Raw genomic sequence first — 24,241 nt, 5'->3', positions numbered from 1 at the left:
TAGATGAAGAAGGTCATTACGTACGGTACATTTGATTTGTTACATTGGGGACATATCAATATTTTACGTCGCGCTAAAGAAATGGGAGATTACCTCATCGTGGCAATTTCGACAGATGAATTCAATCGTCTTAAGCATAAACAAGCGTACCATAACTATGAGAATCGTAAATTAATCTTAGAAGCAATTCGTTATGTGGATGAAGTCATTCCAGAGAACAACTGGGAACAAAAAGTAGAAGACGTTCAAAAACATAATGTTGATGTATTCGTTATGGGTGACGACTGGAAAGGTGAATTCGACTTCTTAAAAGACCATTGTGAAGTCGTTTACTTGGAGCGCACTGAAGGAATTTCAACTAGCCAAATTAAGAATGAGCTAGGCTCGAATTAATGGATGAAGAGACCTCGCGGGAGTGAGGTCTCTTTTTTAAGGGAGTCACTAAATATGCGTTCAATGATTATTTCGATCTATTTATTTATCTTTCGAATAGTCTATCAACTATTTTGTTTTTTACCCATTCAAGAAAAGACGTTATTTTGGATGAGCTATGGTGAAAATGCTATGCCAATACATCTTCGCTTAAATCAACGAAACAACCAACAAAAGCAAGTTCTTATCTTCGACGAACGCTATATGCGGGCGACAGATTGTTGGAATGTCAGTCGCAAAATTGCTTATCATCCAATGCGATTGATTACGATTTCTTATCATTTAGCTACTTCTCGTCATGTTTTTTTAGATAATTATATTGGAGAATTCAGCGTTTCCTCTACTCGAAAAAATACAAGGCGGATTCAATTGTGGCATGCCGCTGGAACGTTAAAACAGTTTGGGCTGACCTCATCGAAAACTCGTTCGATGTCCACGTCGACACAGAAACGATTTCGACGTGTCTATCAAGAATACGGAGATTTTATTGTTCCAGGAATGCGGTGTGCTGAACAATTCATGATGCCGCACGATTTAGAACGATCCCACTTTAAAGCGTTCGGCATGCCACGAACGGACTATTGGTTTGATGAGGAGCAACGAAAACAGAAAACAGTGGAATTAAGAAAACAATACGCAAAGACTGATCGTCGGATCTTATTGTATGCACCGACATACCGGGAATACAAAGAAACAGAAGATCATACGATTCAACAGTTTGAAAAACTTGCTCAAGCGGGATGGACGATTCTCGTTAAATTGCATCCGACGATTCAAGCGCTTTCGACCTATCGTTCTAGCCATATCCATCTTGTGGACGATACGTATTCAATCAATGATTACTTGCTGATCACAGATGTGCTCGTAACTGATTATTCCTCCATTCCATTTGAAAGCTGTCTCCTCAACATTCCGGCGTTCCTGTACACACCGGATATCGATACATATCGACAACTACCAGGTCTCGTCGATCAGTATCCGAAACCATTGCCTGTGCGACAGACGGAGCGAATGGAACAATTGATGGATTGGATCATGTCTGAGACGATACTAGAAGAGTGCCGTCAGCACATGGAGGAATTTCAAACGAGTTGGTATGATCATCCCCCTGGTCAAGCAGTGGAACGCATCGTTGATCATTATTACGGAGATATATGATACTCAATCTGACGATTGCTTTAGTTTTAGAAAGCGGTCGTCAGATAAATTTTCGAAAACAAATGTGAAACATTGAACAAAATTTGACGATCTTTTGAAAATCCATTCTTTTCGACTGTGATGTTCTATACTAAAAGCAGAAGAAGAGGAGAGGAGAAATGGATATGCTAACTTGTGGAACGACTGAAGCCAATACGTTTGTCTTATCACCCGAAACGCGAACGTTGCTTGAGAGCTTCATGACAGAAACGACGTTCAAAAAGGATTCCATTGTCTGTTGGGAAGGGGAAATGAACGATAAGTTGTTTTATGTGAAACAAGGAGGCGTCAAACTATCGAAGTTGACGAAAAAAGGCAGTCCATTACTCATGTTTTTATATTTCAAAGGAGATTTGTTTGGCGAATTTGATGTAGGAGAAGCTTTTCCGAGTTCCTACAGTATTGAAACGATGGAAGATAGCATCATCGGATTCTTATCGAAAAACCAATTAGAAGAGCTTATGAAAAAAGACGGTGCCTTTGCGCTTGAGATCATGCGATGGCAAGCATTAATGCGGAAGCAAACGGAAACGAAATTACGTGACTTACTACTGTTTGGAAAACCAGGGGCATTAGCTTCGACGTTACTTCGCTTGATTGCGATGGAAGGGGAACGAGTGGGAGAAACGTATCGTCTTGCGAAGCGACCATCCGACGGTGAGTTTGGTCAATTGATTGGTGCACCACGTGAGACCGTTAATCGTATGTTTTCTCAGTGGAAAAAAGAAGGGGTCGTTTCGATGACAGCAAAAGAAATCACCATTCACGATCCGCAATATCTACGGGATCTGTGTCATTGTGAAGGGTGTCCAGCAGGTGTTTGTCGAATTTAATAAGATGTACGAATCATCCCGACGCGAAACAGGACTTTCCTGTCTCGCGTTATTTTTGTGTATAAAAGTTTTTTCTACGCTCGTTTAGATGTGAACTTTCTGTGTGTTTTCGAAATGAAAAGTGCGGAATTTTCATATTTAAAGTGATATTTATCACAGTTTCCAGACTTGCTGAATTCTTACAATAAAGACAAGTTCAGAGTAGGAAAGGAGTAATCACGATGAGTCAAAAGACAGAATCGAACCTAAAAGGAACATTCGTTGCCGTCCTGATCGTAGCAGGTGTCATCATCGGGATGTGGAGTTCAATCTTTCTATTGTTCATATCACGTTAAGGAGGAATCACGATGCACATTCATCGTTTAGAAAAAATCTGGCTGATCTTCGGAGTAGCGATGCTCGCGATCTTCTTGACGATCATCGGTATATCCGCTTTTGCATCCGGAAATCAACCGCCATCCGATGCGACATTGATTGATCCGACGAAAGTCGATCAGACGAAACCGTTTGATAAGCCAGGACTAAAGAAAATTGATGACAACCGATATGAAGCGGTCATCGTTTCACAAGCTTTTCAGTTTACACCCAAAGATATGGTCATACCTAAAGGGGCGACAGTCGATTTTCTCGTGACATCGAAGGACGTCGTTCATGGATTTGAAATCGTTAAGACGAACGTCAATATGATGGTCGTTCCCGGACATATTAATTCGATTGAGTATACGTTCAAGGAAGCAGGCGAATATCTCATCGTCTGTAATGAATATTGTGGTAATGCCCATCATATGATGGCAACGAAAATCAAGGTGGTGGAATAAGATGAATGCTATATCAAATAAACTAAGACAGTTCGAGATGGAGCGTGGTCTACCCGCTACCGTCATCGGAGTCAAGGAAGCGAAACTGGCCTTTGCACATGTTAGTTTTTCACTTGTCGCCTTATTGATCGGTGGTCTATGTGGATTACTACAAACGATGGTACGGACAGGTGCCATTCCAGAAATCGCTGGAATCGGATACTATGAGCTTCTGACTGCTCACGGATTGATGCTTGCAATCGTCTTTACGACGTTATTCATTTTCGGATTATTGTTCTCATTTTTAGGTCAATCGTTCGGACGCTTCGAAGAGTTTCCGCGACGTCTCGGATGGGTCGGGTTCTGGTTCATGATTCTCGGTGTCGTCCTCGTCACGTGGATGGTGCTTGCAGGTGAAGCTTCCGTCCTCTATACGTTCTATGCACCACTCAAGGCACATCCTGTTTTTTATATCGGACTCGTCATCTTCGTCGTCGGAACGTGGATCGCGTCTGGTGCCATGTTCCGAATGTATGCTGATTATAAGCGGGAACACCCTGGTGTTCATCCACCGCTTCAAGCCTACATGAGCATTATGACTGCCTTGTTATGGGTGGTTGCGACACTCGGCGTAGCGGCAACGATTCTCTTTCAACTTCTTCCTTTATCTCTTGGTTGGACGGATAAGGTCGGAATCGAGCTATCTCGGACGCTATTTTGGTACTTTGGTCATCCGCTCGTCTATTTCTGGTTGTTACCTGCCTACATCGTCTGGTATACGGTCATTCCGAAAATCGTTGGTGGGAAGATTTTTTCTGACGCGTTAGCACGCATGTCGTTCTTGTTATTCCTACTCTTTTCATTCCCTGTAGGTTTTCACCATCAATTGTTAGAGCCAGGGATTTCTGCATTTTGGAAGTATGTCCAAGTCGTCTTGACATTCCTCGTCATCATTCCATCATTGATGACTGCCTTCTCGATGTTTGCGACATTTGAGCTAGCAGGTCGCCGTAAGGGAGCAACTGGCATATTTGGTTGGGTGAAGAAAATGCCATATCGGGATGTCCGGTTCCTTGCACCGTTCATCGGGATGTTGTTCTTCATTCCAGCAGGTGCAGGTGGTGTCATTAATGCATCGCATCAGCTGAACATCATCGTTCATAACACATTATGGGTTACGGGACACTTTCATATCACGGTCGGTGCTGCTGTCGCACTAACGTTCTTCGGAACAGCCTACTGGCTTGTCCCGCTCTTACGTGGTCGAACGTTAACAGCGGCAATGAATCGTCTTGGACTTATTCAAACGGCTGCCTGGACGATCGGAATGCTCTTCATGTCGACTGCGATGCACATCTCAGGATTACTCGGTAATCCACGACGGACGGGACCAGCCACCTACTTCAAGGATTCAATCGTCGCTGACTGGATTCCATATCATGTCGCAATGGCGATCGGCGGAACGATTTTATTCATCTCGATTCTGCTATTCCTCTATGCGATGTTCCAACTGGCCTTCCGAGCGCCAAAAGGAACGGAAGAATTTCCGATTGCTGAAACGGAAGAAGAGGCGATGGCAACGCCACTCTTCTTTGAAAATTGGAAGCTATGGATTTTCGTGACGTTCGCTTTGATTGCGTTTGCGTACACGGTACCGATTTGGCATATGATTGAAAATGCCCCTCCAGGAGCTCCCGGATGGAGACTCTGGTAAGACAGTGAAGAGGGGACTGACTCAAAAAAAGAATGACGCGTCATTTCACGCCCTTTCCTCAGGCGAGACAAAGCCCCCCTTTCCTACTTCATTTAAGCAAGAAAGGGGGGCTTGTTTGTCTCTGACAACGCATAAATGCGCTTTTCCTGTAGGAGTTGCGTGTGACGCGTCATTCTTTTTATTACGAGATAAGGGAGGCAGATCATCAATCTGCCTCCCTTATCTTTGTAGAGACTGACTTTTGAGTCAGCCCCTTATTTGCGTGAGCTTAAGGAATAAGTAATGAAGGGCTAAATCTTATTTGACGAGATTATGCTTGAAGGCATAGACGACAGCTTGTGTACGGTCTACGACATCGAGTTTCGATAAGATGTTCGAGACGTGTGTCTTAACGGTTTTTAAGGAAATGAATAATTCGTCTGCGATTTCTTGGTTCGCCATACCACGAGCCATCAATTGAAGAACTTCCTGCTCACGTTCCGTCAAATCGTCATGCAAGTGTGTCGTAGGACGACGAAGACGTTCCATCATTTTACCGGTCACTTGTGCTGCCATGACAGATTGACCGTTTGCCGTCTTGCGAATCGCTTCTGCGATGTCAAAGGCGCTAGCCGTTTTTAAGACATAACTCATCGCACCGGCTTCAATGACAGGATAAACTTTCTCATCATCAAGAAAACTCGTCACGACGAGAATTTTTGCTTCCGGCCAGTCTTTGCGAATCAGTCGCGTTCCTTCGACGCCATCGACTGGCTCCATCACTAAATCCATCAAGATGACATCCGGTCGGTGTTCAAGCGCAAGCAAGGCTCCTGCTTGACCATCCGACGCTTCGGCGACGACCTCGATGTCTGGTTGTGTGGAAAGGAAAGCAGACACACCGGCCCGGACCATCTCGTGATCATCTACTAATAATACGCGTATCATACTTGCACCATCCGATCTTTTCTAAGTTTGACTTCAATTTGGGTTCCTTGTCCTGGAACACTGACGAGACGAATCGTTCCGCCCATCTCAGCCGTTCGTTCCCGCATCGAATTAATGCCATAAGAGGCAAGTTTTTTTTCATCAACGACGAATCCAACACCATCATCATTCATGCTCAGAATGATCGTTTCGTTGAATTGTCGGAGCTCGATATCCATATGAGACGCTTTCGCGTGACGTAATGCATTCGTCAATCCTTCTTGGACGATCCGGAACAACTCGTTTTCGATTTGTCGTGGAAGTGTCATCTCTTCTAACTTCCAACTCAACTGTGTGGACTGCTTTCTAGATAATTCTTCGAGCAGTTGCGAAAGTCCTTGTTGTAACGTCATCCCTTCTAGTTCGACAGGGCGAAGCTGAAGTAAGAGGGAGCGCATTTCAGACTGCGCCGTTTGCGCCATCGTCTCGACCATCTCGATCTGTTTGGCTGCAGCTTCAGGTTGAGACAGAATCGTCTGTTTAGCTGCTGTCGTCATCATGGAGATGGCATAGAGCTGTTGCGAAACGGAGTCGTGTAAATCACGTGCGAGTCGCTTTCGTTCCTCCGTGACGGCTTGAACTCTTACTTGTTCAACGTGTTGCGGACGTGTACTGATTTTTTGGACGGTCTCGACTTGTTCGTCGATACGTTTTCCAATCCGCGACAAGCGCGTCAACGTATGAAAGTAGGGACCCGGAACGATCGTCACATCTTTTCCTTGTTCCAGTTCAATGATGGCAGTCGTGACACGTTTGAAGTCACGTCGCAAGAAAAAGTAATGCATGCTACCGATGGCAAGCGGTAGTAATAACGAGAGTCCGATGACGAGTAGAAGGACAGGGAAATCTTGTTGACGGACGAATAGGACATGCCAATCGACTTGTCGTGTACTTAAGAATAACAACGTCGTCATGACGGCAGTCAAAAAGCCCGTCATGACTTGGAGTGCAATGACACCAAGCGGGAATTGATCACGCTTCATATCGAAGACACCTCCACGTTGCCAATACCGAGCATGACATGAATGCGAACCTTCCGCGTCGCTTCGCCGTATTCCGGTGCCCGGAATTGAATGCGTCGATTAAAGAAGGTCGGAATCCGGCGGATATCTGTCTTGACGCTTCCGAAGCCGATTGACGTGTCGAGTGTATAGTCGTAGCCGGACGGTAAAAGAATTCGGACGTCCCCGACGACACCACTGACGACGATCAAGGTCTCGCCTTCTGGAACATAGGCGTGCGTCAAATCGATTTCTAAATCCTTGACGATGAACTGTTCGCTCAAATCCTGTAAGACGTACGGTGCATCGGCTTGAGTCGAGAAGGAATAAGCGGGTTGAATCTTGATCCCTTCCTCTTCATATTGATGCGGAGCAATCCGTGAAAATAAAAATTCGCGGACAGAATGTCGTGTCACGAGAATGATCCCAAGATAGAGCAAGATACCAGCAATGACAAAACCGATGGCAGCCGAACTAAGGACGACGCCAGCAAGAATGATCGTACCGACGATATAGAAGAGGATTGCTAATTTTTCATGATTGCGTCGCCGGAAATGAATCCCGACATAATACAGCAGGAACGGAAATAAGACACCAAACAATACATTTCCTGCACCGGACAATAGGTCATAGAACAGACCGAGGGCGAACAGGATCGATACGTAACCGACCAGTTGTTTCGTACTTAATCGTCGCACGATCAATCTCCTTTCTAACATGACAAAGGGAGGCATACGCCTCCTTCATCATTGACTGCTTATTGGTGAATGCGGCGTTCGAGTTCAGCGATACGCGCATCGATATCATCTTCATCAACGGCTGGTTGTTTTGCTTCAGGCTCTTCTGCCGTGAACGGATGTGCTTCTTCTTTTATAGTAGCATTTGGTTCGCGATCTAGCACCTGGTTCATCTTGTTTTTTAAGTTCGAGACGTTTTCGCGCATCATCCATTCGTACCGTTTGTTTTGTAGATCTTCGAGCTTTAACTTCAATTCGAGGGCTTCACGTTCCAATTCGTTCAGCTCGCGTTTCGTCTCAGCGACGAGTTCTTCAAAGAACCGGTACTGCTCCCCGTAATGCTTCGATTCGATGGCTGCACGCTCAGCCAGTTGTTGTTCACCGGCTTCGTTCGCGATTTCGACTTGCTTGAAGCGTTTATCGGCTAAATCCTTCGCTTCTTCCTGTTTTTGTGTCAGTTCCAGCAGCAATGTCCGTTGACGCTCGAGTAGTCGATCAATCTCTTTTAAATCAGCTTCTGTAGATCGAATATGACGAACGAGCTTTTTAGCAGGTACTTCACCCTGTTCGGCTGCTTTTTTGACTTCTGTCATCATTTGTGTCGCAAAATCGTTGAGTTGATCAAATACGTTTTTCATGAAAAATTCCTCCTTGGAAATGGCGAATGATATCGGGTCACACATTTTGATTAGAAACGTTTTTCGTCTAGGTCTTTCCAGTCTGCTTCGAAATGTGTCGTTGATGTACGGCGACGGTTAAAGAGATCTTGAACATTGACACGTTGTAGTTTCATACGCATGTAACCGACGTACAATGCGATGGCTGCTGCGATTCCAATGACTGCCCAGATGTTCGAAAGGGCAAGTCCGATTCCGATGGCTGCTAGGAATCCGAAGCCGAGTTTCGCTGGCCATTTGTTCGATTGCATGAACTTACTGATCGAATAGAACGCGAGTAACGCCCCTAAGCCAAGTCCGATCATATGCGGTAATGTTCCGATGACGACGGCAAGTAACGCCAGTCCGGCGAGAATCATCACCAATTGTTTTCCTTTCGATTGCTTCATGAGGAAGCCTCCCTTGTGTTGATACCTTTATGATACGGGAGTCCTTCTATTCCTACGACACTCTTTGGACCGTATTTGCTCTCGGGCTTAAGGCGGAGAGAAGGTCTGACTTTAAGGGAAGCGCTATCAGCACCAATGATTCATGTGATACTCTATAAGGGAATCGAATCGAGAGGAGTGATGTTGATGAGTGCAACAATCAACGTAAACCAAGTAACATGTGTCGGAAACCAGGGAGGGGTTTCCCTCCCTTAAATCAGAGGAGGAAACCATTTGAACGAATGGGGTACACCACCTGTCTACGAAACGACAGGAACAGAACGATTAGGACGGATCATAGCCGTCTATCAAACACATTATCGCGTCATGACGGAAACAGGAGAATCGCTGAGCGAACTGTCTGGTAAATTGCGTTTTCAATCGGGAACGAAAGCTGAATTGCCAGCGGTTGGTGACTGGATCATCCAAACAGAGCGAGAGCCAGGCAAAGGACGGATCGAACGTGTCTTGCCACGATCTTCTCAATTTTCCCGAAAAGCGGCAGGAACGGAAACCGAGGAACAAATCATCTGCGCGAATGTTGACGTCGCCTTGCTCGTCATGGCTTTTGGACATGACTTCAACGTCCGTCGACTGGAACGTTATTTAACGGTTGCTTGGGATGCAGGGGTGACACCAATCATCGTCCTGACGAAAAAAACTTTGATGCCGTCGATTGAAACGGAAATACAGGCTGTCGAAGCGATTGCGTTCGGAACACCAATCCTTGCCGTTGATTCTTTGACCGGCGACGGATTAGAGGAGTTGCGTGAACAGTTACAAATCAAGCAGACGATCGTGTTAGTCGGATCGTCCGGCGTCGGGAAGTCGACGCTCGTCAATGCTTTAGCTGGAGAACAGTTAATGGAGACGGGTGGCGTACGAGAAGACGATGAACGTGGACGTCACACGACGACGCATCGCGAACTGAAACGACTATCGAACGGTCTACTGCTCGTTGATACACCGGGGATGCGAGAATTGGCCTTATGGGATGGAAGTGACGGATTATCGTCGACGTTTTCCGATATTGAGGAGCTTGCTGAAAACTGTCGTTTCCGAGACTGTGAACATGATAAGGAACCGGGCTGTGCCGTTCGGACAGCTTTAGAAGATGGCACACTAACTGCTGAACGCTGGAACAGCTTCGTCAAGCTAAAACGAGAAATCGCTTATGCGGAACGCAAGCAAAATGTGGCGTTGCAGGCGGCGGAGAAAGAAAAGTGGAAAAAAATCCACAAGCAGGCCCAAGCGCATACGAAAGTGAAGTATCAAAAGCGATAATACGACTGAAATATGAAAAGCATCTGCAACGGAAAAAGGAGTCTCTTTTTCTATGCAGATGCTTTTTTCTCGTTATTCTTTTGAAAGGAATTCATTTGGTTCTGTATGGAACGGCACGTTACCCGTCAAAGCATCAAGACGATGTAAGTCGGATTGAATCGCTTCAGGGTCACTTCGGCGCGCGTTTCGTACCGTGGCCGTTCCGACCGGATGATCGTTGAATCCAGTCGTTAAATCAAACGTCCGATTCGACAGCCGATCGGTAAAATAACGATCGTGAGAGACGAAGAGGAGCTCACCAGGGAAAACATCGAGGGCGGCTTCGATTTGTTCACGAGTCGCAAGGTCCAAATAGTTCGTTGGTTCATCGAGAATAAGCAAGTGAGCACCAGAAAAATACAGACGTAAGAAAGCGATCCGACATTTCTCACCCATACTGGCGTCGGAAATCGACCGGTAAACATCATCGCGACGGAATAAAAAGCAGGCGAGCAACGTCCGGGCGTCCGTTTCACTCATCGTGCCGTACTCAAGTAATGCCTCTAACAACGTACCGGATGTCGGTAAGTGGGAAAGGGCTTGTGAAAAATAGCCGGTCTTCAATCGAGGATGACGGATTACGTTCCCTTGATGAGGAGCATATTCGCCCTCGATGAGACGCAGTAAGGTCGTTTTCCCGCTTCCATTCGGTCCGATGACAGCAATTCGGTCACCACGTTCTACCGTAAACGAAACGTCGTTTAGGATCGGTTTCGTCTCATGCATGAATGAGACACGTTCGAACGAAATCAGTCGTTTCGCACGAATCGCTTCATGTTCGAATGCGACGTGAACAGTCGATGCAACTTGTGGTTTTTGTACACGATCCTCGAGTAGACGCTCGAGTTGCTGCTCTTTTGCCTTGACCTTCGTCGCATGTTTAGCAGCCTTCTTTTTCGCATACGGATCCCGTTCACTCGCTTGATTCGAGGCTTTTTGATGCCATTGCCGGTATCCTTGAATCATGCGTGTCAGCTCTTTACGGGTGCGTTCTTGTTTTTCGTACGCTCGTTGTTGCGACAGAGCTTGATGTTCCTTTTGTTCTTTATAGGACTGATAGTTTCCGCTGTATCGCGTTGCCCCTGATTCGGATAATTCAATGACGGCATCAGCCGTTGCGTCGATGAAGAATCGTTCGTGTGAGACATAGAGAATCGAGGTCCGTGACATGTTGACCCATTCCGTGAGCCACTCGAGTGTCTCTTGATCCAGATGATTCGTCGGTTCATCGAGAATGATGAAATCAGGTCGTGATAGAAGCAGACAGGCAAGTTGAAGGCGCGTCTGTTCACCACCGCTTAAACTGGATGCTTTGTGTGTCCAGAGTGCTTCCTCTAATTTGACTTCTTTTAAGACGCGTGCTGCATCTGCTTCAAGCGAGAAGGCGTCCTGATCGAGTGCTTGTTGATAGATCGTCAAGTCACCATTCATGGCATTAGCGCGAAGTTGATAACGAACCGCATCCGCTCGTTCGACGACATCAAGAACGGTGTGATCGCCCGCTACGAAGTGTTGTGATAGTAGACCGAGTTTTTTGTAATGACGCTTGATCGAACCGTCAGTCGGCTGAAGTTGGTCAGCGATCAAGTGTAACAGTGTCGTTTTTCCGATGCCGTTCGGACCGATTAAGGCGACATGTTCACCGGTATGAATATGAAAAGAAACGTCCGAGAAAAGACGTCGTTCGTCGTAGTCCATCGATAGGTGTTGGATCGTAAGTGTTTCAGTAGGCATAAAAGCAGCTCCTTTAGTGTTCATTTCCGATAAGATGAAATGAAAAACACACCATCCGAAGCGAGCGGATGGTGTGCCGGAGTGTAACTCAAAGAAGGTGCTGGCCAGAGGTTGGTCACACCGAAAAAGAGCAGACTCGTAGCGTCAGGCATCCGCAACTGCATTGCGAAAGAGATGATTTCATTCATCAAGCGACGTGTACGAGTGATTGCTTCATTTCGGTGTTGTACCTCCTGTTCATAGTCTATGCCGTCATTGTAACAAAATGGAAACGTTAACACAAGTACGATTCAAGTAAGGTTTGCGCAGTATCCGTTTCTTCTGATGAAGGGGGAAGCACATCAGTTAACGGATATGCGAGACCGAGGTTTTCCCACTTATAGACACCGAGTTGATGATAAGGGAGTACTTCGACGCGCTCGACGTTTCCGAGCGTCCGGATGAACTCGCCGGTCTGACGGAGGAAATGTTCTGACATCGTAATACCTGGAACGAGGACGTGGCGAATCCAGACGGGAATGTTTCGCTCGGCTAGGCGTTTTGCGAAGGCGAGTGTATTGGCGTTACTCCGTCCAGTCAAGACGCGACAAGCGGCATCGTCGATATGTTTGATATCGAGTAGTACTAGATCCGTCGCATCGAGAATCGCATCGATGTTTTTCGGGACGACGGATCCCGCGGTATCGATGACCGTATGCAGTCCATGGCGTTTTGCTTCTGTTAAAGCAGCCTCCAAGAATTCTGGCTGAGCGAGCGGTTCACCTCCAGAGAAGGTGATTCCGCCACCCGTGACCTCGAAAAAGGAGCGATAGCTGATCGCTTCTTTTACGACTTCGTCTGCTGAGACACGCCGTCCGCAACCGAACTCCCATGTATCCACGTTATGACAGTATTGACATCGTAGTGGACATCCTTGCGTAAAGACGATGAATCGAATGCCAGGACCATCGACTGTTCCACATGATTCAACGGAATGGATCATACCATAGGTCATCCTGCTCACTTCCTTTCACATACTACACATCATTTTAGAGAGAACCGTGGAACGTTCGATTGATGACATCGATCTGTTGTTCACGCGTCAGTTTAATGAAGTTGACTGCATAACCGGATACCCGAATCGTTAACTGTGGATATTGTTCTGGATGCTCCATGGCATCGAGTAACGTCTCACGGTCAAAGACGTTGACATTCAAATGGTGTCCTTTTGAAGTCGTACCACCCATATATCCGTCAAGTAATCCGACTGTATTGCGAATGCGTGTGGCTTCATCCTTACCAAGTGCTTTTGGCACGATCGAGAACGTGTAGGAAATCCCGTCGAGCGCATGTTCATATGGTAATTTTCCGACAGATGTCAGTGCGGCGACAGCTCCTCTAGTGTCACGTCCATGCATCGGGTTAGCACCAGGTGCGAATGGTTCACCCGCACGGCGTCCATCTGGCGTATTTCCTGTTTTTTTACCGTAGACGACGTTTGAAGTAATCGTCAGGACAGACTGCGTCGAAAGGGCATTGCGATACGTTGGATGTTTACGGATTTTCTCCATGAACAGTGTGACGAGATCGACCGCCATCTGATCGACCCGTTCATCGTTATTCCCGAACTTCGGAAACTCGCCTTCGATCTTGAAATCAACTGCAATCCCATCCGCATCTCGGATTGGACGAACTGTTGCGTAACGGATGGCAGATAGACTGTCAGCGACGACCGATAAACCAGCGATACCGCATGCCATCGTCCGTAAGATTTCTGGATCATGTAAAGCCATCTCAATCCGTTCGTAGCTGTACTTATCATGCATGTAGTGGATGACATTCAGTGTGTTGACGTACAGTTCTGCGAGCCAATCGAGTTGACGATCATAAGCCGCCATGACGGTTTCGTAATCGAGTACTTCATCAAGCATCAATGGACTTGCTGGGGCGACTTGGATTTTGAGCTTCTCGTCCATTCCGCCATTGATCGTATAAAGTAATGCTTTTGCCAGGTTTGCTCGCGCACCGAAGAACTGCATCTGTTTCCCGATCTTCATCGCGGAGACACAACAAGCGATGCCGTAATCATCTCCATAAACCGGTAACATCAAATCATCGTTTTCATATTGAATCGAGCTTGAAACGATCGACATCTTCACACAGAATTCCTTGAATCCGCGTGGAAGCTGAGTAGACCAGAGAACGGTTAGATTCGGTTCCGGTGCCGGACCAAGTGTCGAGAGAGTGTGTAAGAAGCGGAATGAACTTTTCGTGACGTTTGATCGTCCATCTTCACTCATTCCACCGATTGATTCCGTTACCCACGTCGGATCACCTGAGAATAGATCGTTGTAGTCTGGTGTCCGTAAGAACTTAACGATCCGAAGCTTCATGACGAAATGATCGACGAGTTCTTGTGCAGTCTCTTCCGTCAAGCGACCAGCCGCAAGATCACGTTCGACATAAATATCAAGGAACGTCGAGACTCGACCGAGTGACATGGCTGCCCCGTTTTGCTCTTTGATGGCAGCAAGATAGGCAAGATAGACCCACTGGAATGCTTCTTGTGCTGTTTCTGCAGGGCGGGAGAGATCGAAACCATAGCGAGCTCCAAGCTCGGTCAATTCCGTTAATGCGCGCAACTGTTCATTCATCTCTTCACGGTCGCGAATCATCGATTCAGATAAGAACCCGCCACGTGCCTTTAAATCCTTCTTACGTTCTTCGATCAAGCGTGCCGTTCCGTACAAAGCAACACGACGATAGTCACCGATGATCCGTCCGCGACCATAAGCATCAGGTAATCCGGTGATAATACCGGCTTTACGTGCAGCGCGCATTTCAGGGGTATAGGCATCGAAAACCCCTTGGTTATGTGTCTTCCGGTACTCGCTGAAAGTTTTCGTGACGGTCTCGTCTGCTTCAAAGCCATACGCAGCTAGGGCATCATTCACCATCCGAATCCCACCGTTCGGATGAATCGAACGTTTAAACGGTTCGTCTGTCTGTAAACCGACGATTTTTTCAAGTGAGCGATTCAGATACCCTGCATCATGCGAGAGGATCGTTGATGGTGTTTTAGCATCGACGGCATATACACCACCACGTTGTCGTTCTTCATTCGTCAGCTGTAGAATTTGTTGCCAGAGCCGTTCCGTCGCTTGCGTCGGACCGACTAAAAAGTGATCATCTCCTGTATATTCCGTGCGGTTGAGTCGAATGAAATCTGCGACATCGATCGCTTTTACCCATTCACCAGACGTAAAGCTTGCCCAGGCACTTGTTTTTTCTAATAACATGGATACCACTCCTTTGAAATTGAGCTAATCATCAGTTCCTTATGTGAATAGTGTAACAAAAGGAGAAGGAGATTCCCTTTACGTTCATGTGAATGTTTTAACAAGTGTAAAAACGTTGGTATGACAGCCTTTCTTTATTTCTGTATTCATGAAAGAGTGAAGAACAAAAAACAGTTGACGCTTGATAAATCAAGGTTTTTTAGAAACTGTATGAGTTGATTTGAAAAAGATTTACTAGAACAGTTGAAACTGTGAGGAATGTCACGCTACGGTGCCTTGTATTTTTAAGACGTATCGTTGACAATGAAAAAGGGAATATAGAACGTGGAGGTGTGCCAAATGGAGTATGTATCATTAACACAACAAGGAGAGTATCAGTCGGGAGACTGGGTCTCGCTGAAAATCGGATCGGACGGTTCAACGCGAACGGGAATGATCACGGAATTCGAAAATGATGGATTCTGGATTCGATTTGAAGATGATTTTGATTATGAAGACTTTATCGGCTATGATGAATCGTATTGGATTGCGCTTGTTCGTCGTCCGGTTGACGTAAAAGCGACGTATGCGAGTCTTGCGGAGTACCCGGCACTCGCTGCAGAATTACAGGATCGTGTCATCCAAGGATTCGAGATTTTAGAAGAAGAAGCCGGTGAAAGCGAGATTCGATTCCACATTCGATTGCTCGACGCAGGAAATGAATATACACAGACATTACGGGGATACCGTGATGCATCAGGAGATCATGTCGAATACGTAACGGCATGATGGAATTAAGAGAGTAGGAGAAATCGTTATGAACTTTACAAAACCATTTTTACAGGAAGCATGGGAACGGGCGCGCTTTACCGAGTTGATGCCTGTTCAAGAACAAGCGATTCCGTTGTTGCGCGAAGGAAAAGATGTCCTGGCTGAAGCGCCAACAGGAACAGGGAAGACGCTTGCTTATGTCATTCCAGCTTTAGAAAAGATTGAAGTAGAAGAACCACACGTGCAAGTCGTGATCACGGCACCAACACGGGAACTCGTCATGCAAATTCATCAAGTCATTCAATTGTTTGCTCAAGGAAGTGGTATCAAATCCGGTGCATTCATTGGTGGTGTTGAATTAAAACGACAATATGAACGATTGAAGAAAAAACCACAAATCATCGTCGGAACGCCAGGGCGTCTCGTTGAGTTGATCGATTCGAAGAAGCTAAAGATGCATAAGGTGAAATTGATCGTCTTGGACGAAGCGGATCAAATCTATGAGAGTGGTATGAGTGACTCGGCGACGCGAATCGCAAACAGTGCACTACGCGATCGTCAGTTAGCATTCGTCTCCGCGACATTGCCGGAACGGACAGCAGAATGGGGACGGACGCTTGCAAACAACCCTGAGACGATTCGGGTTGAGCGTGCCGTCAGCACACAAGTGACATTCGGTTATTTGGAGACTTCACGTCGTCAGAAGCCGGAATTGTTACGTCGCCTGGCGAACATGCAAGGATCAAAAGTGCTGACATTCATCAACAACCGCTCCTTCCTCGGACCATTAAATGGTGAGTTGAGTAAATTCTCATTGAAATATCGGATTTTGGATGCTGAAAAAGGAAAACGAGAGCGAATGGAGACATTACGTTCTTACAAAAAAGGAGAGTTTCCTTTACTCGTCACGACAGGTCTTGCGGCACGTGGTCTAGATATCGAAGCAGTCACGCATGTCGTCCATTACGATTTACCGGAGTCGCTTGACGATTTCGTACACCGTTCAGGTCGGACGGGACGTGGAAATGCGAACGGAATGGTACTTGCTCTTGTTACGGATCAAGACTTAAAACACTTAAAAACACTTGCGAAGCAAATGGGCGTCGAGATGGAAGCAATGGAAATTTACCGTGGGGAAGTCATTCCAAAACGTGAATTTACAGCACCTCAGACGATTAAACGACCGGCTACTCCTCACCGGAAAGGGCGATCGAAATGAAGAACGATCGAAAAGTAATTCCGTTTCCGACGACGGTTTCTGAAGCGGAAATGAATGCAGCCTTGAAGAAGATGTATCAAGAAGCAGCGACAGCACGTAGTACGGATTGGGTCGCTTTCATAGAAGAGATTGCAACGGAGGGACGTTGGTATTTAAAAGATGCTGAGTTGTTCCGGGACTTATTCGTAGATTGGGCCATCTTCTATGAGACGGATGATCAAGGAAAAACGCCGCACGGTCGTTTTCTTGAGCAGGTCAAAGAAGAGTTATCGCCTAGCCTCTATCGTGCCTTGCGTGGATTAGCGGACCCGATGCCCTCGCTGTTTCAAGTCGAGGCGGATGGTGTCGTTGATTTGATGTCAAAACAGACGTATCAAACGGATTTGTCTGAGATTGAAGTCGAACCAGGTGATTTGTTGATTGGAAAACTGCTCTACATTTCTGGGAAATGGCGCTTTGCGATTGCCTACATGAAAGTAGCGCGCGCACTGGTACCAGAAGTCCTCGCCTTGTTGACAGATTTCGTGGATGAAGTAGGAGAAGACGCGTTGCTTCGCCAGTACCCTGAGTTTTGTGCGGAATTGATCGACTTACTCCTCGATATCGAAGAAGGCAACATTGCGCCGAGACCAGAAGAATAATCGAAAAAACCTAGGACACATGACCGATTATGATCAATGTGTTCTAGGTTTTTTTTCAAGAATCTGCTCGATATAGGGCGACATCGTTTTTATCCCGATGTTTCACGCGATACATGGCAAGGTCGGCTTGCTTTAAGCATGTTTCAAGATCAGCTTTATGACACGCGGTCACACCGATGCTTGCAGAAACGAATAAGGATTGTCCTTTATAGACGTAAGGACGTCTTAAAAAGTGTAAGAAGGATTTACATTTTCGACGTAAGGACAGTTCATCATCGGCGTGTAAGAGGATCGCGAACTCATCTCCACCCAGTCGATACACCTGTTCTAAAGAATTCGTATGCTCGCTCAATCGTTTCGCGACCTCGATCAATACGTAATCACCTGCTTCATGACCATACGTATCATTGACTTGCTTAAAACCGTCTAAATCGACTACCGCAAGATAATTCATCTCGAGGAGATGGTTCGAAAAATCTCGCTCCAACGAACGACGGTTTCCGATACTTGTCAAGGCGTCATGGTAGGCGTGGTATTCGATCCGTTTTTGCCGGAGCTTTCGTTCAGTGACGTCATGTAAAATCGTGAAACGTCCCATCGAGGTGGCAGCAATTTGAATCGGAATATCAATGATCTCATATCGTCTATGTTGTTCATCTTCATACTCATCGATATCTGTCTCAAGTGTTTCTAATAGGTGACGCATCGTACGAGGAATATGTTCAATCGTCATGTCGGGTAAATGAAACAGACGTTGGGCAGCTAAGTTCGCGTATAGTGCCGTTCCGGATTGATCGAGTCGAATCATCGGATCAGGGTGACCGAGAAAGAGTGGGATGACTTGCTGTTCGCTATCTTTAATTTGTTGTTTTCGATGTTCGATGCGTGAAGCGAGTTGTTCATTCCGTTCGTGTAATTGTGCGACGATCAACCCATGCTGACGAGCAATCAAGATTTGTCGAATGATTAGTAAAACTAAAATGATAAAGATATCGAGCTTTCCGCCTTCTCGTTCCACCATGTAATGAATGAATAAAGGAACGGCCAGTAGAGGGAGCCAGGAACGGGGAATGACCGTCGTTCGAGTGGTTCCTTCTTCGATATGATCAATATGCCATAGAATAGCTGCACTTTGCACCAAACGGATCAAGATCGGGAAAAACAATAGATAATTCGCTGAGAAGTCCGGGAAATAAACACTTGAGACTTCGTAGATACCGCGAATAAAAATGGATAAAAACAATAAGAACAATGCCATCCTTGATACCCAATGGGTTTCTTGGATGAACGTGAAATAGAAGAAAACGAATAAACCGAGTGATGTATTCGTGATGACGATGATGGCATAAGGAACAGTTTGCAGTCCAGGATTCGTCAATTCATTGAGGACGTGAAACGCGACAAGTCCAATGAAAACGACGATGATCGCGGCATCGACGAAAGCGAGTACGTGTTGTCCGAGTGTCCGTTTTGTGATGATTCGGTAAAAAATCGCGTATAAGAATACGTAATGGGATATTGAAAATAAAATTAGGCTATAAATAGATGGAACTGGAAAGTCTGGATTGAAGAAATGTAATGTCTCAAGAACGGAACCGATACAGGATAAAACCAGTGATCCTAAAGCGATCAGCCAGAATTTTCGTCTTGGTACGACTAATGCTTGTTCCTTACGATAAGCAGTAAGAATAAAATAAGCAATCAATCCAAGAGAGGCATACTGTAGTACTTGTTCAACGATCCGATTAGAGATGGAAGGGGTCCATGTGGCAAGGATCATTAGAGCAAAAGACATGACGAGCATGGCAGGAAACCAACGGATGAAATAGTTCGATTTAAGCATGGACTCCCTCCTAACGTTTAATTTGAGTAGCGAACAAAAAATTGTTTTTTTCGGTCTTCTTAATATGGTACATGGCTTCATCTGCTCGAATCAATAATTGTTCTGAGCTTTTACCATCTTCAGGGTATAAGGAAATTCCGATTGATGGTGTGACTTGAAGCGTATGTGTCTGAATATAGAACGGATGATTTAGAACTTCGAGAACGTGTTCGGCAAACTGACGTGTTTCCGAAGCAGATGCCTGAATGAAGATCAAGAACTCATCTCCTCCAAGACGTGCAACGAGATCAGTTGACGTCGTCATCGATTGAAGGCGGCTCGCCGTCTCTTGTAACACTAGGTCACCAACATCGTGCCCATAAGTGTCATTGATTTGTTTGAAACCGTCTAAATCAATGAATAGTAAGGAGCCGTATTCTAACGTCGGCAGAGTTAGATAAAGTTGTTCCTCGAAGTAACGTCGGTTTGGCAAATGCGTGAGCGAATCATGGTACCCCATACGTTCTAGCCATACTTCCTGTTGATAATCTTCCGTGATATCCGCCAAGATGACGAAATAGCGTTGGTGATCCGGGATATCGATGATTGTCGTATTCAAAAAGATTTCCGGATGTTCCTCCGTGGCCGGTACATGTAGCAAATGAGAGGGATAAATCAGCTGCGCTTGTTGAAGCAATGGAATGAGTCGATCGAGTTGTAGCCGTTGGCTCGGTCCGAGCGGTAAATCGCTCCATCCAGCTTCGACAGCAGCTGGATTGACAGATCGAATCTGATACGTAGCATCGATTTCAAGAACAACTTCTGGATAAGATAGAAAAAGCGACGTTAGTTCTTTTTCACGTAACTGTAAGAGTGCTGTCTTTTGATGGACGATGTCTTCTAGATTCGTTTGCAATGCTGTTGTTTCCTGTAACAACCGCAGATTTTCCTGATATGAAAAAAGCTGTCGTGTTAAAAATAATAAAAACGTAATGCCGACGGAAAGTGAGAAAAAGGTTTGGGAGACAGGGAAGAATGTAATATAGAGAATCAGTACAGATAATAAGATGTACGACATCAAGGAACGCGTAAGTGTTTCGACCCGAAGAAGAGTTGCTTGTTGTTCATGACTGATGGGAAGAGCGCGAGTATTCATGAAGGCAAGGATGAAGAGTCCGCTGAGTGGGTATAGCGGAAGCAATAAACCAGCTATTCGCGGTTCACCGTTCAATAACAACGTATAAAAAATAAAGTTCGTCATACCGAGCACGAACGTTCCGAGTACGAGAAAGAGGAATCCTAATCTCGATACGTTTCGCTTTAGTCCAGAAGCATAAAGTAAGAAAAAGAACAGCGTCAACAGAATCGTCAAGAAGGCATAGAAGGTCCAACTGATTTGCTCGAGCACCGTTCGCGTATAAGAGGGGACAAAGCGGAAAATAGCGATGTATCCAGCAATCATCGATACAGTGAACAATGTTAAAGAATCAAGAATCAATAATTTTTGTTTTTGAAACAAAGTCAAATCCAACTGCCGAAATAAGAAGATGACTATCATCGTTAAATGAACCGTGTAAGGCAAATCCAGTAAGACGTTCAGGTTAACAGCGTTCCATTGAAAAAGACGACCAATCATATTGAGGAAATCGCCTAGAAAATACGAGAAAAAGGCGACCGATAACCATTTATATGGAATGGAAGATTGTTTGAAAGCCTTCGATTGACTAAGTAGGAAAATGACGAAAGAACCGACTAGACTAATGATCGCTGAAAGTTGTAACGAGCGATCTTGTGGTAATAGCCAGAGCAGGGTGTACGTGACAACTAAGTAGAATGCGACGGTAGGGTAGATGTTTTGAACGATCCGTTTCACCGGAACTCCTCCTTTCGCAAGCCTTCCATAAAAACGAAATATGCTATAACATTACCCGATATTTAGTTTGAATTCACATTTATTTTCAGATTTAAAATGAAAATAAGAGGTGATTCCCATTTCATGAAAAAAGCGGGGTTCTTCTTTAAGGAAGAACTCCGCTTATCGAAATTATTGATTAGATTGACGATAGTTTTCAAATGCCTCGATTTTTTCAGAAAGGTACGTCCAATACTCCATCCGTTCATCAAGCATCGCTTTCGTTTTTTCAATGGCTTGATACAGTTCATTGACTTTACCAAGATCGCTTCCTGCCGAAGCAAGTTCGGCTTCTAATTGCTCCAGTTCTGTCTCACTTTCTTCGATTTGTTGTTCAATGATTGCCCAATCTTGTTGTTCCTGATAACTTAGTTTTTTTGGCGTCTCTATCTTTGGTGCTGTAGCAACCTCAACCGTCTTTTCAACAACGATTGATGGAACGGGTGCTGTCATTTGCTCAAGATAGTCTGTATATTGTCCATAATAAAAGACGACATTCCCGTCTTCAAATGCAATCAAGCGATTGACGACCCGGTCGAGGAAGTAGCGATCGTGGCTGACCGTGATGACGGTGCCTGGGAATGATTCTAAATAATCTTCGAGGACGGATAACGTCTCAGTATCCAAGTCGTTCGTCGGCTCATCAAGGAAGAGGACGTTTGGTTCTTCCATCAAAATCGTCAACAATTTCAGACGTCGTTTTTCGCCACCGGACAGCTTACCGATTTGTTTATATTGGGCTTCCGGTTTAAAGAGAAACTGTTCGAGCATCTGACTTGCCGTGATCTCCTCACCAGCGAGTGTCGTGATGACTTTTGCGATCCGTTCGACCTCGTCGATGACACGACGTTCGGGATGCGTGAATTCGGCAAATTGCCCATAAAAGCCGATCTTCACCGTTTCGCCGTGAATGATTTCACCGGTTGTTGGTTCTAAGCGTTGCGCAAGAATTGAAAGAAGTGTTGATTTTCCACTCCCGTTTCGTCCTACGATGCCATACCGTTCTTTCCGTCCAATCAGAGCGTTAAACGATTCAAAAAGGGTCCGTTCACCAAATCGATGAGAGACATCATGCGCTTCGATGACTTTTTTACCAAGACGGGTCGAACCGACCTGTACTTCGAGTGTTGATTCTTCTTCCTCGTACGAGAGGTCTTGTAAAGCATCCACGCGCTGGATTCGCGCTTTTTGTTTCGTCGTCCGCGCCTTTGCTCCGCGACGCAACCAGGCGAGTTCGCGACGGAGGATGTTTTGACGTTTTTCTTCCATAGAAGCTGTCCGTTCACGACGTTCGGCACGTTTTTCAAGAAATGATTCATAGTTTCCGACATAGAAATAAGCTGTACCGTTCGCGATCTCCATCATATGATTCGTCACACGATTCAAGAAATAGCGATCGTGGGTGATCAGTAGAATCGCACCACGGTATTCCTTGATTTGAGTTTCAAGCCAGCTGATCGTTTCGGCATCCAGTTCGTTCGTCGGCTCATCGAGCAGGAGAAGATCGGCTTCATCGAGTAAAGCTTCAGCGAGTCCGACACGTTTGCGTTGTCCTCCGGAAAGCGAGCCGATCAACGCGTTCAAGTCGAGGATACCGAGTTTGTTTAAAATCATTTTTAAGCGTGATTCCGTGTCCCAAGCTTGCGCAGCATCGACTTCTGTCTGAGCAATGATGAAGCGATTGAGTAACGTTTCACTCGTCGGATCTTGTTCGAGTGCTAGACGCGCCGTTTCATAGTGACGTAAGGCGTTAATCGTTGGTGTATCACCAGACAATAGTACTTCCATGACCGTTTGGTCTTCCGGATAATCGGTCGTTTGCGATAGCAAGCGGATCCGATAATCATTCGGGTGATGCATCGTACCAGCGTCTGCCGTCTCTTTACCTGCCAAGATATGCAGGAGAGTCGACTTACCGGTACCATTGACGCCGATGATGCCAATCCGGTCGCCAGGTGAGACGGAGAATGTCACATCTTCGAAGACGATTTTATCGGCAAATTCTTTTTTGAGATTTTCTGCTTTCATTAACATATTAGACACCTTCTACAATCTGTTTGATTTGCTGTTCGACTGTCTGGACGAGTTCTTTCTGTGTCATCGTACTCGGAACAATCGACGGTAAAATCGTAACGTCGACCGTGGCAGGGCGAATTTTACCCGTTTCCTCCATAACGCGATAGCTCCCCGAAATTGCGACGGGTACGACACGAGCACCACTTGATGTCGCGAGTGTGAAGCTTCCCGCTTTGAACTCCGCCATTGGACCGCCTTTAGAGCGTGTTCCTTCCGGGAAGATGATCATCGATTGTCCGTCCTTGATCGTGTCGACACCAGAACGAATCGCTTTCAGCGATTGGCGTCGATCTTTTCGATCGATCATGACACATCCCATCAGATTCATCCAAACATTGACGATTGGAATTTTATTCACTTCGATTTTTGAGATGAATGCTTTCGGTTTATCGATTGTTCCAAGTAGAATCGGAACATCGAAGTTCCCTTGGTGATTCGAGATGAAGACGACGGGTTCGTTTGCCGGGATATGCTCACGACCCGTCACGTTGACACGAACGCCAGCGAGTCGGAGAAGAGAGTTTGCCCAGACGCTCGCTACACGCTGAACGAATGCATAGCGCGCGAGATGCGTTCGACGTTTTGCGCTTGGTAAAAATGGTAAGGTACAGGGTAAGACAAGTCCAAAATAAATGAACCAAATGACAGTACGGATCATGGTGAAGTGACAGCTCCTTTTTTCATTGCTGATGTTATTGTACAAA

23 protein-coding genes are annotated in these 24,241 nt (G+C 45.7%); 10 read left to right on the top strand and 13 right to left on the bottom strand.

Annotation, left to right across the window (positions count from 1 at the left end; translation table 11 throughout):
* Nucleotides 1-3 precede the first annotated feature (3 nt).
* From tagD to NOM72_RS14635, 6 genes are all read left to right on the top strand, one after another.
* Complete coding sequence (tagD, locus tag NOM72_RS14660) at nucleotides 4-393, top strand: glycerol-3-phosphate cytidylyltransferase (RefSeq protein WP_023467250.1); 390 nt, start codon at nucleotides 4-6, stop codon at nucleotides 391-393.
* 54 nt (nucleotides 394-447) lie between these two features.
* The gene (locus NOM72_RS14655) at nucleotides 448-1,590 is read left to right on the top strand and encodes a CDP-glycerol glycerophosphotransferase family protein (RefSeq protein WP_035398801.1); all 1,143 of its coding nucleotides are present in this window, start codon (nucleotides 448-450) and stop codon (nucleotides 1,588-1,590) included.
* A gap of 158 nt (nucleotides 1,591-1,748) precedes the next feature.
* Complete coding sequence (locus NOM72_RS14650; RefSeq protein ID WP_255999398.1) at nucleotides 1,749-2,462, top strand: Crp/Fnr family transcriptional regulator; 714 nt, start codon at nucleotides 1,749-1,751, stop codon at nucleotides 2,460-2,462.
* Nucleotides 2,463-2,683: 221 nt separating this feature from the next.
* Nucleotides 2,684-2,797 (top strand): hypothetical protein, encoded by a 114-nt coding sequence (locus NOM72_RS14645; protein WP_023467253.1) that lies wholly within the window; start codon nucleotides 2,684-2,686, stop codon nucleotides 2,795-2,797.
* Between the two features lie 12 nt (nucleotides 2,798-2,809).
* Nucleotides 2,810-3,280, top strand: a complete 471-nt coding sequence (locus tag NOM72_RS14640; RefSeq protein WP_023467254.1) for a cytochrome c oxidase subunit II — start codon at nucleotides 2,810-2,812, stop codon at nucleotides 3,278-3,280.
* A 1-nt stretch (nucleotide 3,281) separates the two neighbouring features.
* Nucleotides 3,282-4,973 (top strand): b(o/a)3-type cytochrome-c oxidase subunit 1, encoded by a 1,692-nt coding sequence (locus NOM72_RS14635; RefSeq protein ID WP_023467255.1) that lies wholly within the window; start codon nucleotides 3,282-3,284, stop codon nucleotides 4,971-4,973.
* A gap of 297 nt (nucleotides 4,974-5,270) precedes the next feature.
* On the opposite strand, the gene NOM72_RS14630 is transcribed toward NOM72_RS14635, so the two are convergent.
* Genes NOM72_RS14630 through NOM72_RS14610 form a run of 5 tightly spaced genes read right to left on the bottom strand, consistent with a single transcriptional unit; the run spans nucleotide 5,271 to nucleotide 8,743 of the window.
* The gene (locus tag NOM72_RS14630; RefSeq protein ID WP_023467256.1) at nucleotides 5,271-5,900 is read right to left on the bottom strand and encodes a response regulator; all 630 of its coding nucleotides are present in this window, start codon (nucleotides 5,898-5,900) and stop codon (nucleotides 5,271-5,273) included.
* Complete coding sequence (locus NOM72_RS14625) at nucleotides 5,897-6,922, bottom strand: sensor histidine kinase (protein WP_035398797.1); 1,026 nt, start codon at nucleotides 6,920-6,922, stop codon at nucleotides 5,897-5,899. Before NOM72_RS14625 ends, NOM72_RS14630 begins: the two co-directional genes overlap by 4 nt.
* Complete coding sequence (gene liaF / locus NOM72_RS14620; RefSeq protein WP_029340864.1) at nucleotides 6,919-7,638, bottom strand: cell wall-active antibiotics response protein LiaF; 720 nt, start codon at nucleotides 7,636-7,638, stop codon at nucleotides 6,919-6,921. The genes NOM72_RS14625 and liaF overlap by 4 nt, the downstream gene beginning before the upstream one ends.
* A gap of 59 nt (nucleotides 7,639-7,697) precedes the next feature.
* Nucleotides 7,698-8,315 (bottom strand): PspA/IM30 family protein, encoded by a 618-nt coding sequence (locus NOM72_RS14615; RefSeq protein WP_023467259.1) that lies wholly within the window; start codon nucleotides 8,313-8,315, stop codon nucleotides 7,698-7,700.
* A gap of 50 nt (nucleotides 8,316-8,365) precedes the next feature.
* Entirely contained in the window at nucleotides 8,366-8,743 is a 378-nt protein-coding gene (locus NOM72_RS14610; protein ID WP_023467260.1) for a lmo0954 family membrane protein, read from the bottom strand.
* A 273-nt stretch (nucleotides 8,744-9,016) separates the two neighbouring features.
* On the opposite strand from NOM72_RS14610, the gene rsgA reads away from it, so the two are divergent.
* Nucleotides 9,017-10,066, top strand: a complete 1,050-nt coding sequence (gene rsgA / locus NOM72_RS14605; protein WP_055966661.1) for a ribosome small subunit-dependent GTPase A — start codon at nucleotides 9,017-9,019, stop codon at nucleotides 10,064-10,066.
* Between the two features lie 72 nt (nucleotides 10,067-10,138).
* Here the strand turns inward: rsgA and abc-f are convergent, their stop codons facing one another.
* The 4 genes from abc-f to pflB are packed head-to-tail and all read right to left on the bottom strand — an operon-like array spanning nucleotide 10,139 to nucleotide 15,117.
* Nucleotides 10,139-11,839 carry a ribosomal protection-like ABC-F family protein gene (gene abc-f, locus NOM72_RS14600; protein WP_255999397.1) on the bottom strand — a complete coding sequence of 567 codons (1,701 nt, stop codon included), beginning with the start codon at nucleotides 11,837-11,839 and terminating at the stop codon, nucleotides 10,139-10,141.
* A 20-nt stretch (nucleotides 11,840-11,859) separates the two neighbouring features.
* Nucleotides 11,860-12,120, bottom strand: coding sequence for a hypothetical protein (locus NOM72_RS14595; protein ID WP_255999396.1), 261 nt, complete (start codon nucleotides 12,118-12,120; stop codon nucleotides 11,860-11,862).
* On the bottom strand, nucleotides 12,114-12,833 hold the full coding sequence (gene pflA, locus NOM72_RS14590) for a pyruvate formate-lyase-activating protein (RefSeq protein WP_255999395.1): 720 nt from the start codon (nucleotides 12,831-12,833) through the stop codon (nucleotides 12,114-12,116). The genes NOM72_RS14595 and pflA overlap by 7 nt, the downstream gene beginning before the upstream one ends.
* Nucleotides 12,834-12,867: 34 nt before the next feature.
* On the bottom strand, nucleotides 12,868-15,117 hold the full coding sequence (gene pflB / locus NOM72_RS14585; RefSeq protein WP_255999394.1) for a formate C-acetyltransferase: 2,250 nt from the start codon (nucleotides 15,115-15,117) through the stop codon (nucleotides 12,868-12,870).
* 339 nt (nucleotides 15,118-15,456) lie between these two features.
* Between pflB and NOM72_RS14580 the strand changes: the two genes are divergently transcribed.
* The 3 genes from NOM72_RS14580 to NOM72_RS14570 are packed head-to-tail and all read left to right on the top strand — an operon-like array spanning nucleotide 15,457 to nucleotide 17,727.
* Complete coding sequence (locus tag NOM72_RS14580) at nucleotides 15,457-15,885, top strand: hypothetical protein (RefSeq protein ID WP_023467265.1); 429 nt, start codon at nucleotides 15,457-15,459, stop codon at nucleotides 15,883-15,885.
* Nucleotides 15,886-15,913: 28 nt separating this feature from the next.
* Entirely contained in the window at nucleotides 15,914-17,086 is a 1,173-nt protein-coding gene (locus NOM72_RS14575; RefSeq protein WP_023467266.1) for a DEAD/DEAH box helicase, read from the top strand.
* Nucleotides 17,083-17,727, top strand: a complete 645-nt coding sequence (locus NOM72_RS14570) for a hypothetical protein (protein ID WP_023467267.1) — start codon at nucleotides 17,083-17,085, stop codon at nucleotides 17,725-17,727. The genes NOM72_RS14575 and NOM72_RS14570 overlap by 4 nt, the downstream gene beginning before the upstream one ends.
* A gap of 55 nt (nucleotides 17,728-17,782) precedes the next feature.
* Here the strand turns inward: NOM72_RS14570 and NOM72_RS14565 are convergent, their stop codons facing one another.
* The 4 genes from NOM72_RS14565 to NOM72_RS14550 form a co-directional block, all read right to left on the bottom strand.
* Complete coding sequence (locus NOM72_RS14565; protein WP_035398791.1) at nucleotides 17,783-19,570, bottom strand: GGDEF domain-containing protein; 1,788 nt, start codon at nucleotides 19,568-19,570, stop codon at nucleotides 17,783-17,785.
* Nucleotides 19,571-19,580: 10 nt separating this feature from the next.
* Complete coding sequence (locus tag NOM72_RS16195) at nucleotides 19,581-21,422, bottom strand: diguanylate cyclase domain-containing protein (RefSeq protein ID WP_255999393.1); 1,842 nt, start codon at nucleotides 21,420-21,422, stop codon at nucleotides 19,581-19,583.
* 171 nt (nucleotides 21,423-21,593) lie between these two features.
* The gene (locus tag NOM72_RS14555; RefSeq protein ID WP_055966670.1) at nucleotides 21,594-23,495 is read right to left on the bottom strand and encodes an ABC-F family ATP-binding cassette domain-containing protein; all 1,902 of its coding nucleotides are present in this window, start codon (nucleotides 23,493-23,495) and stop codon (nucleotides 21,594-21,596) included.
* A 1-nt stretch (nucleotide 23,496) separates the two neighbouring features.
* Complete coding sequence (locus NOM72_RS14550) at nucleotides 23,497-24,195, bottom strand: lysophospholipid acyltransferase family protein (RefSeq protein ID WP_255999392.1); 699 nt, start codon at nucleotides 24,193-24,195, stop codon at nucleotides 23,497-23,499.
* Nucleotides 24,196-24,241: the final 46 nt, after the last annotated feature.

The organism is Exiguobacterium sp. LL15 (genome assembly GCF_024436095.1).
Classification (GTDB): Bacteria; Bacillota; Bacilli; order Exiguobacteriales; family Exiguobacteriaceae; genus Exiguobacterium_A; species Exiguobacterium_A indicum.
This window is presented reverse-complemented; position numbering and strand designations above follow the sequence as displayed.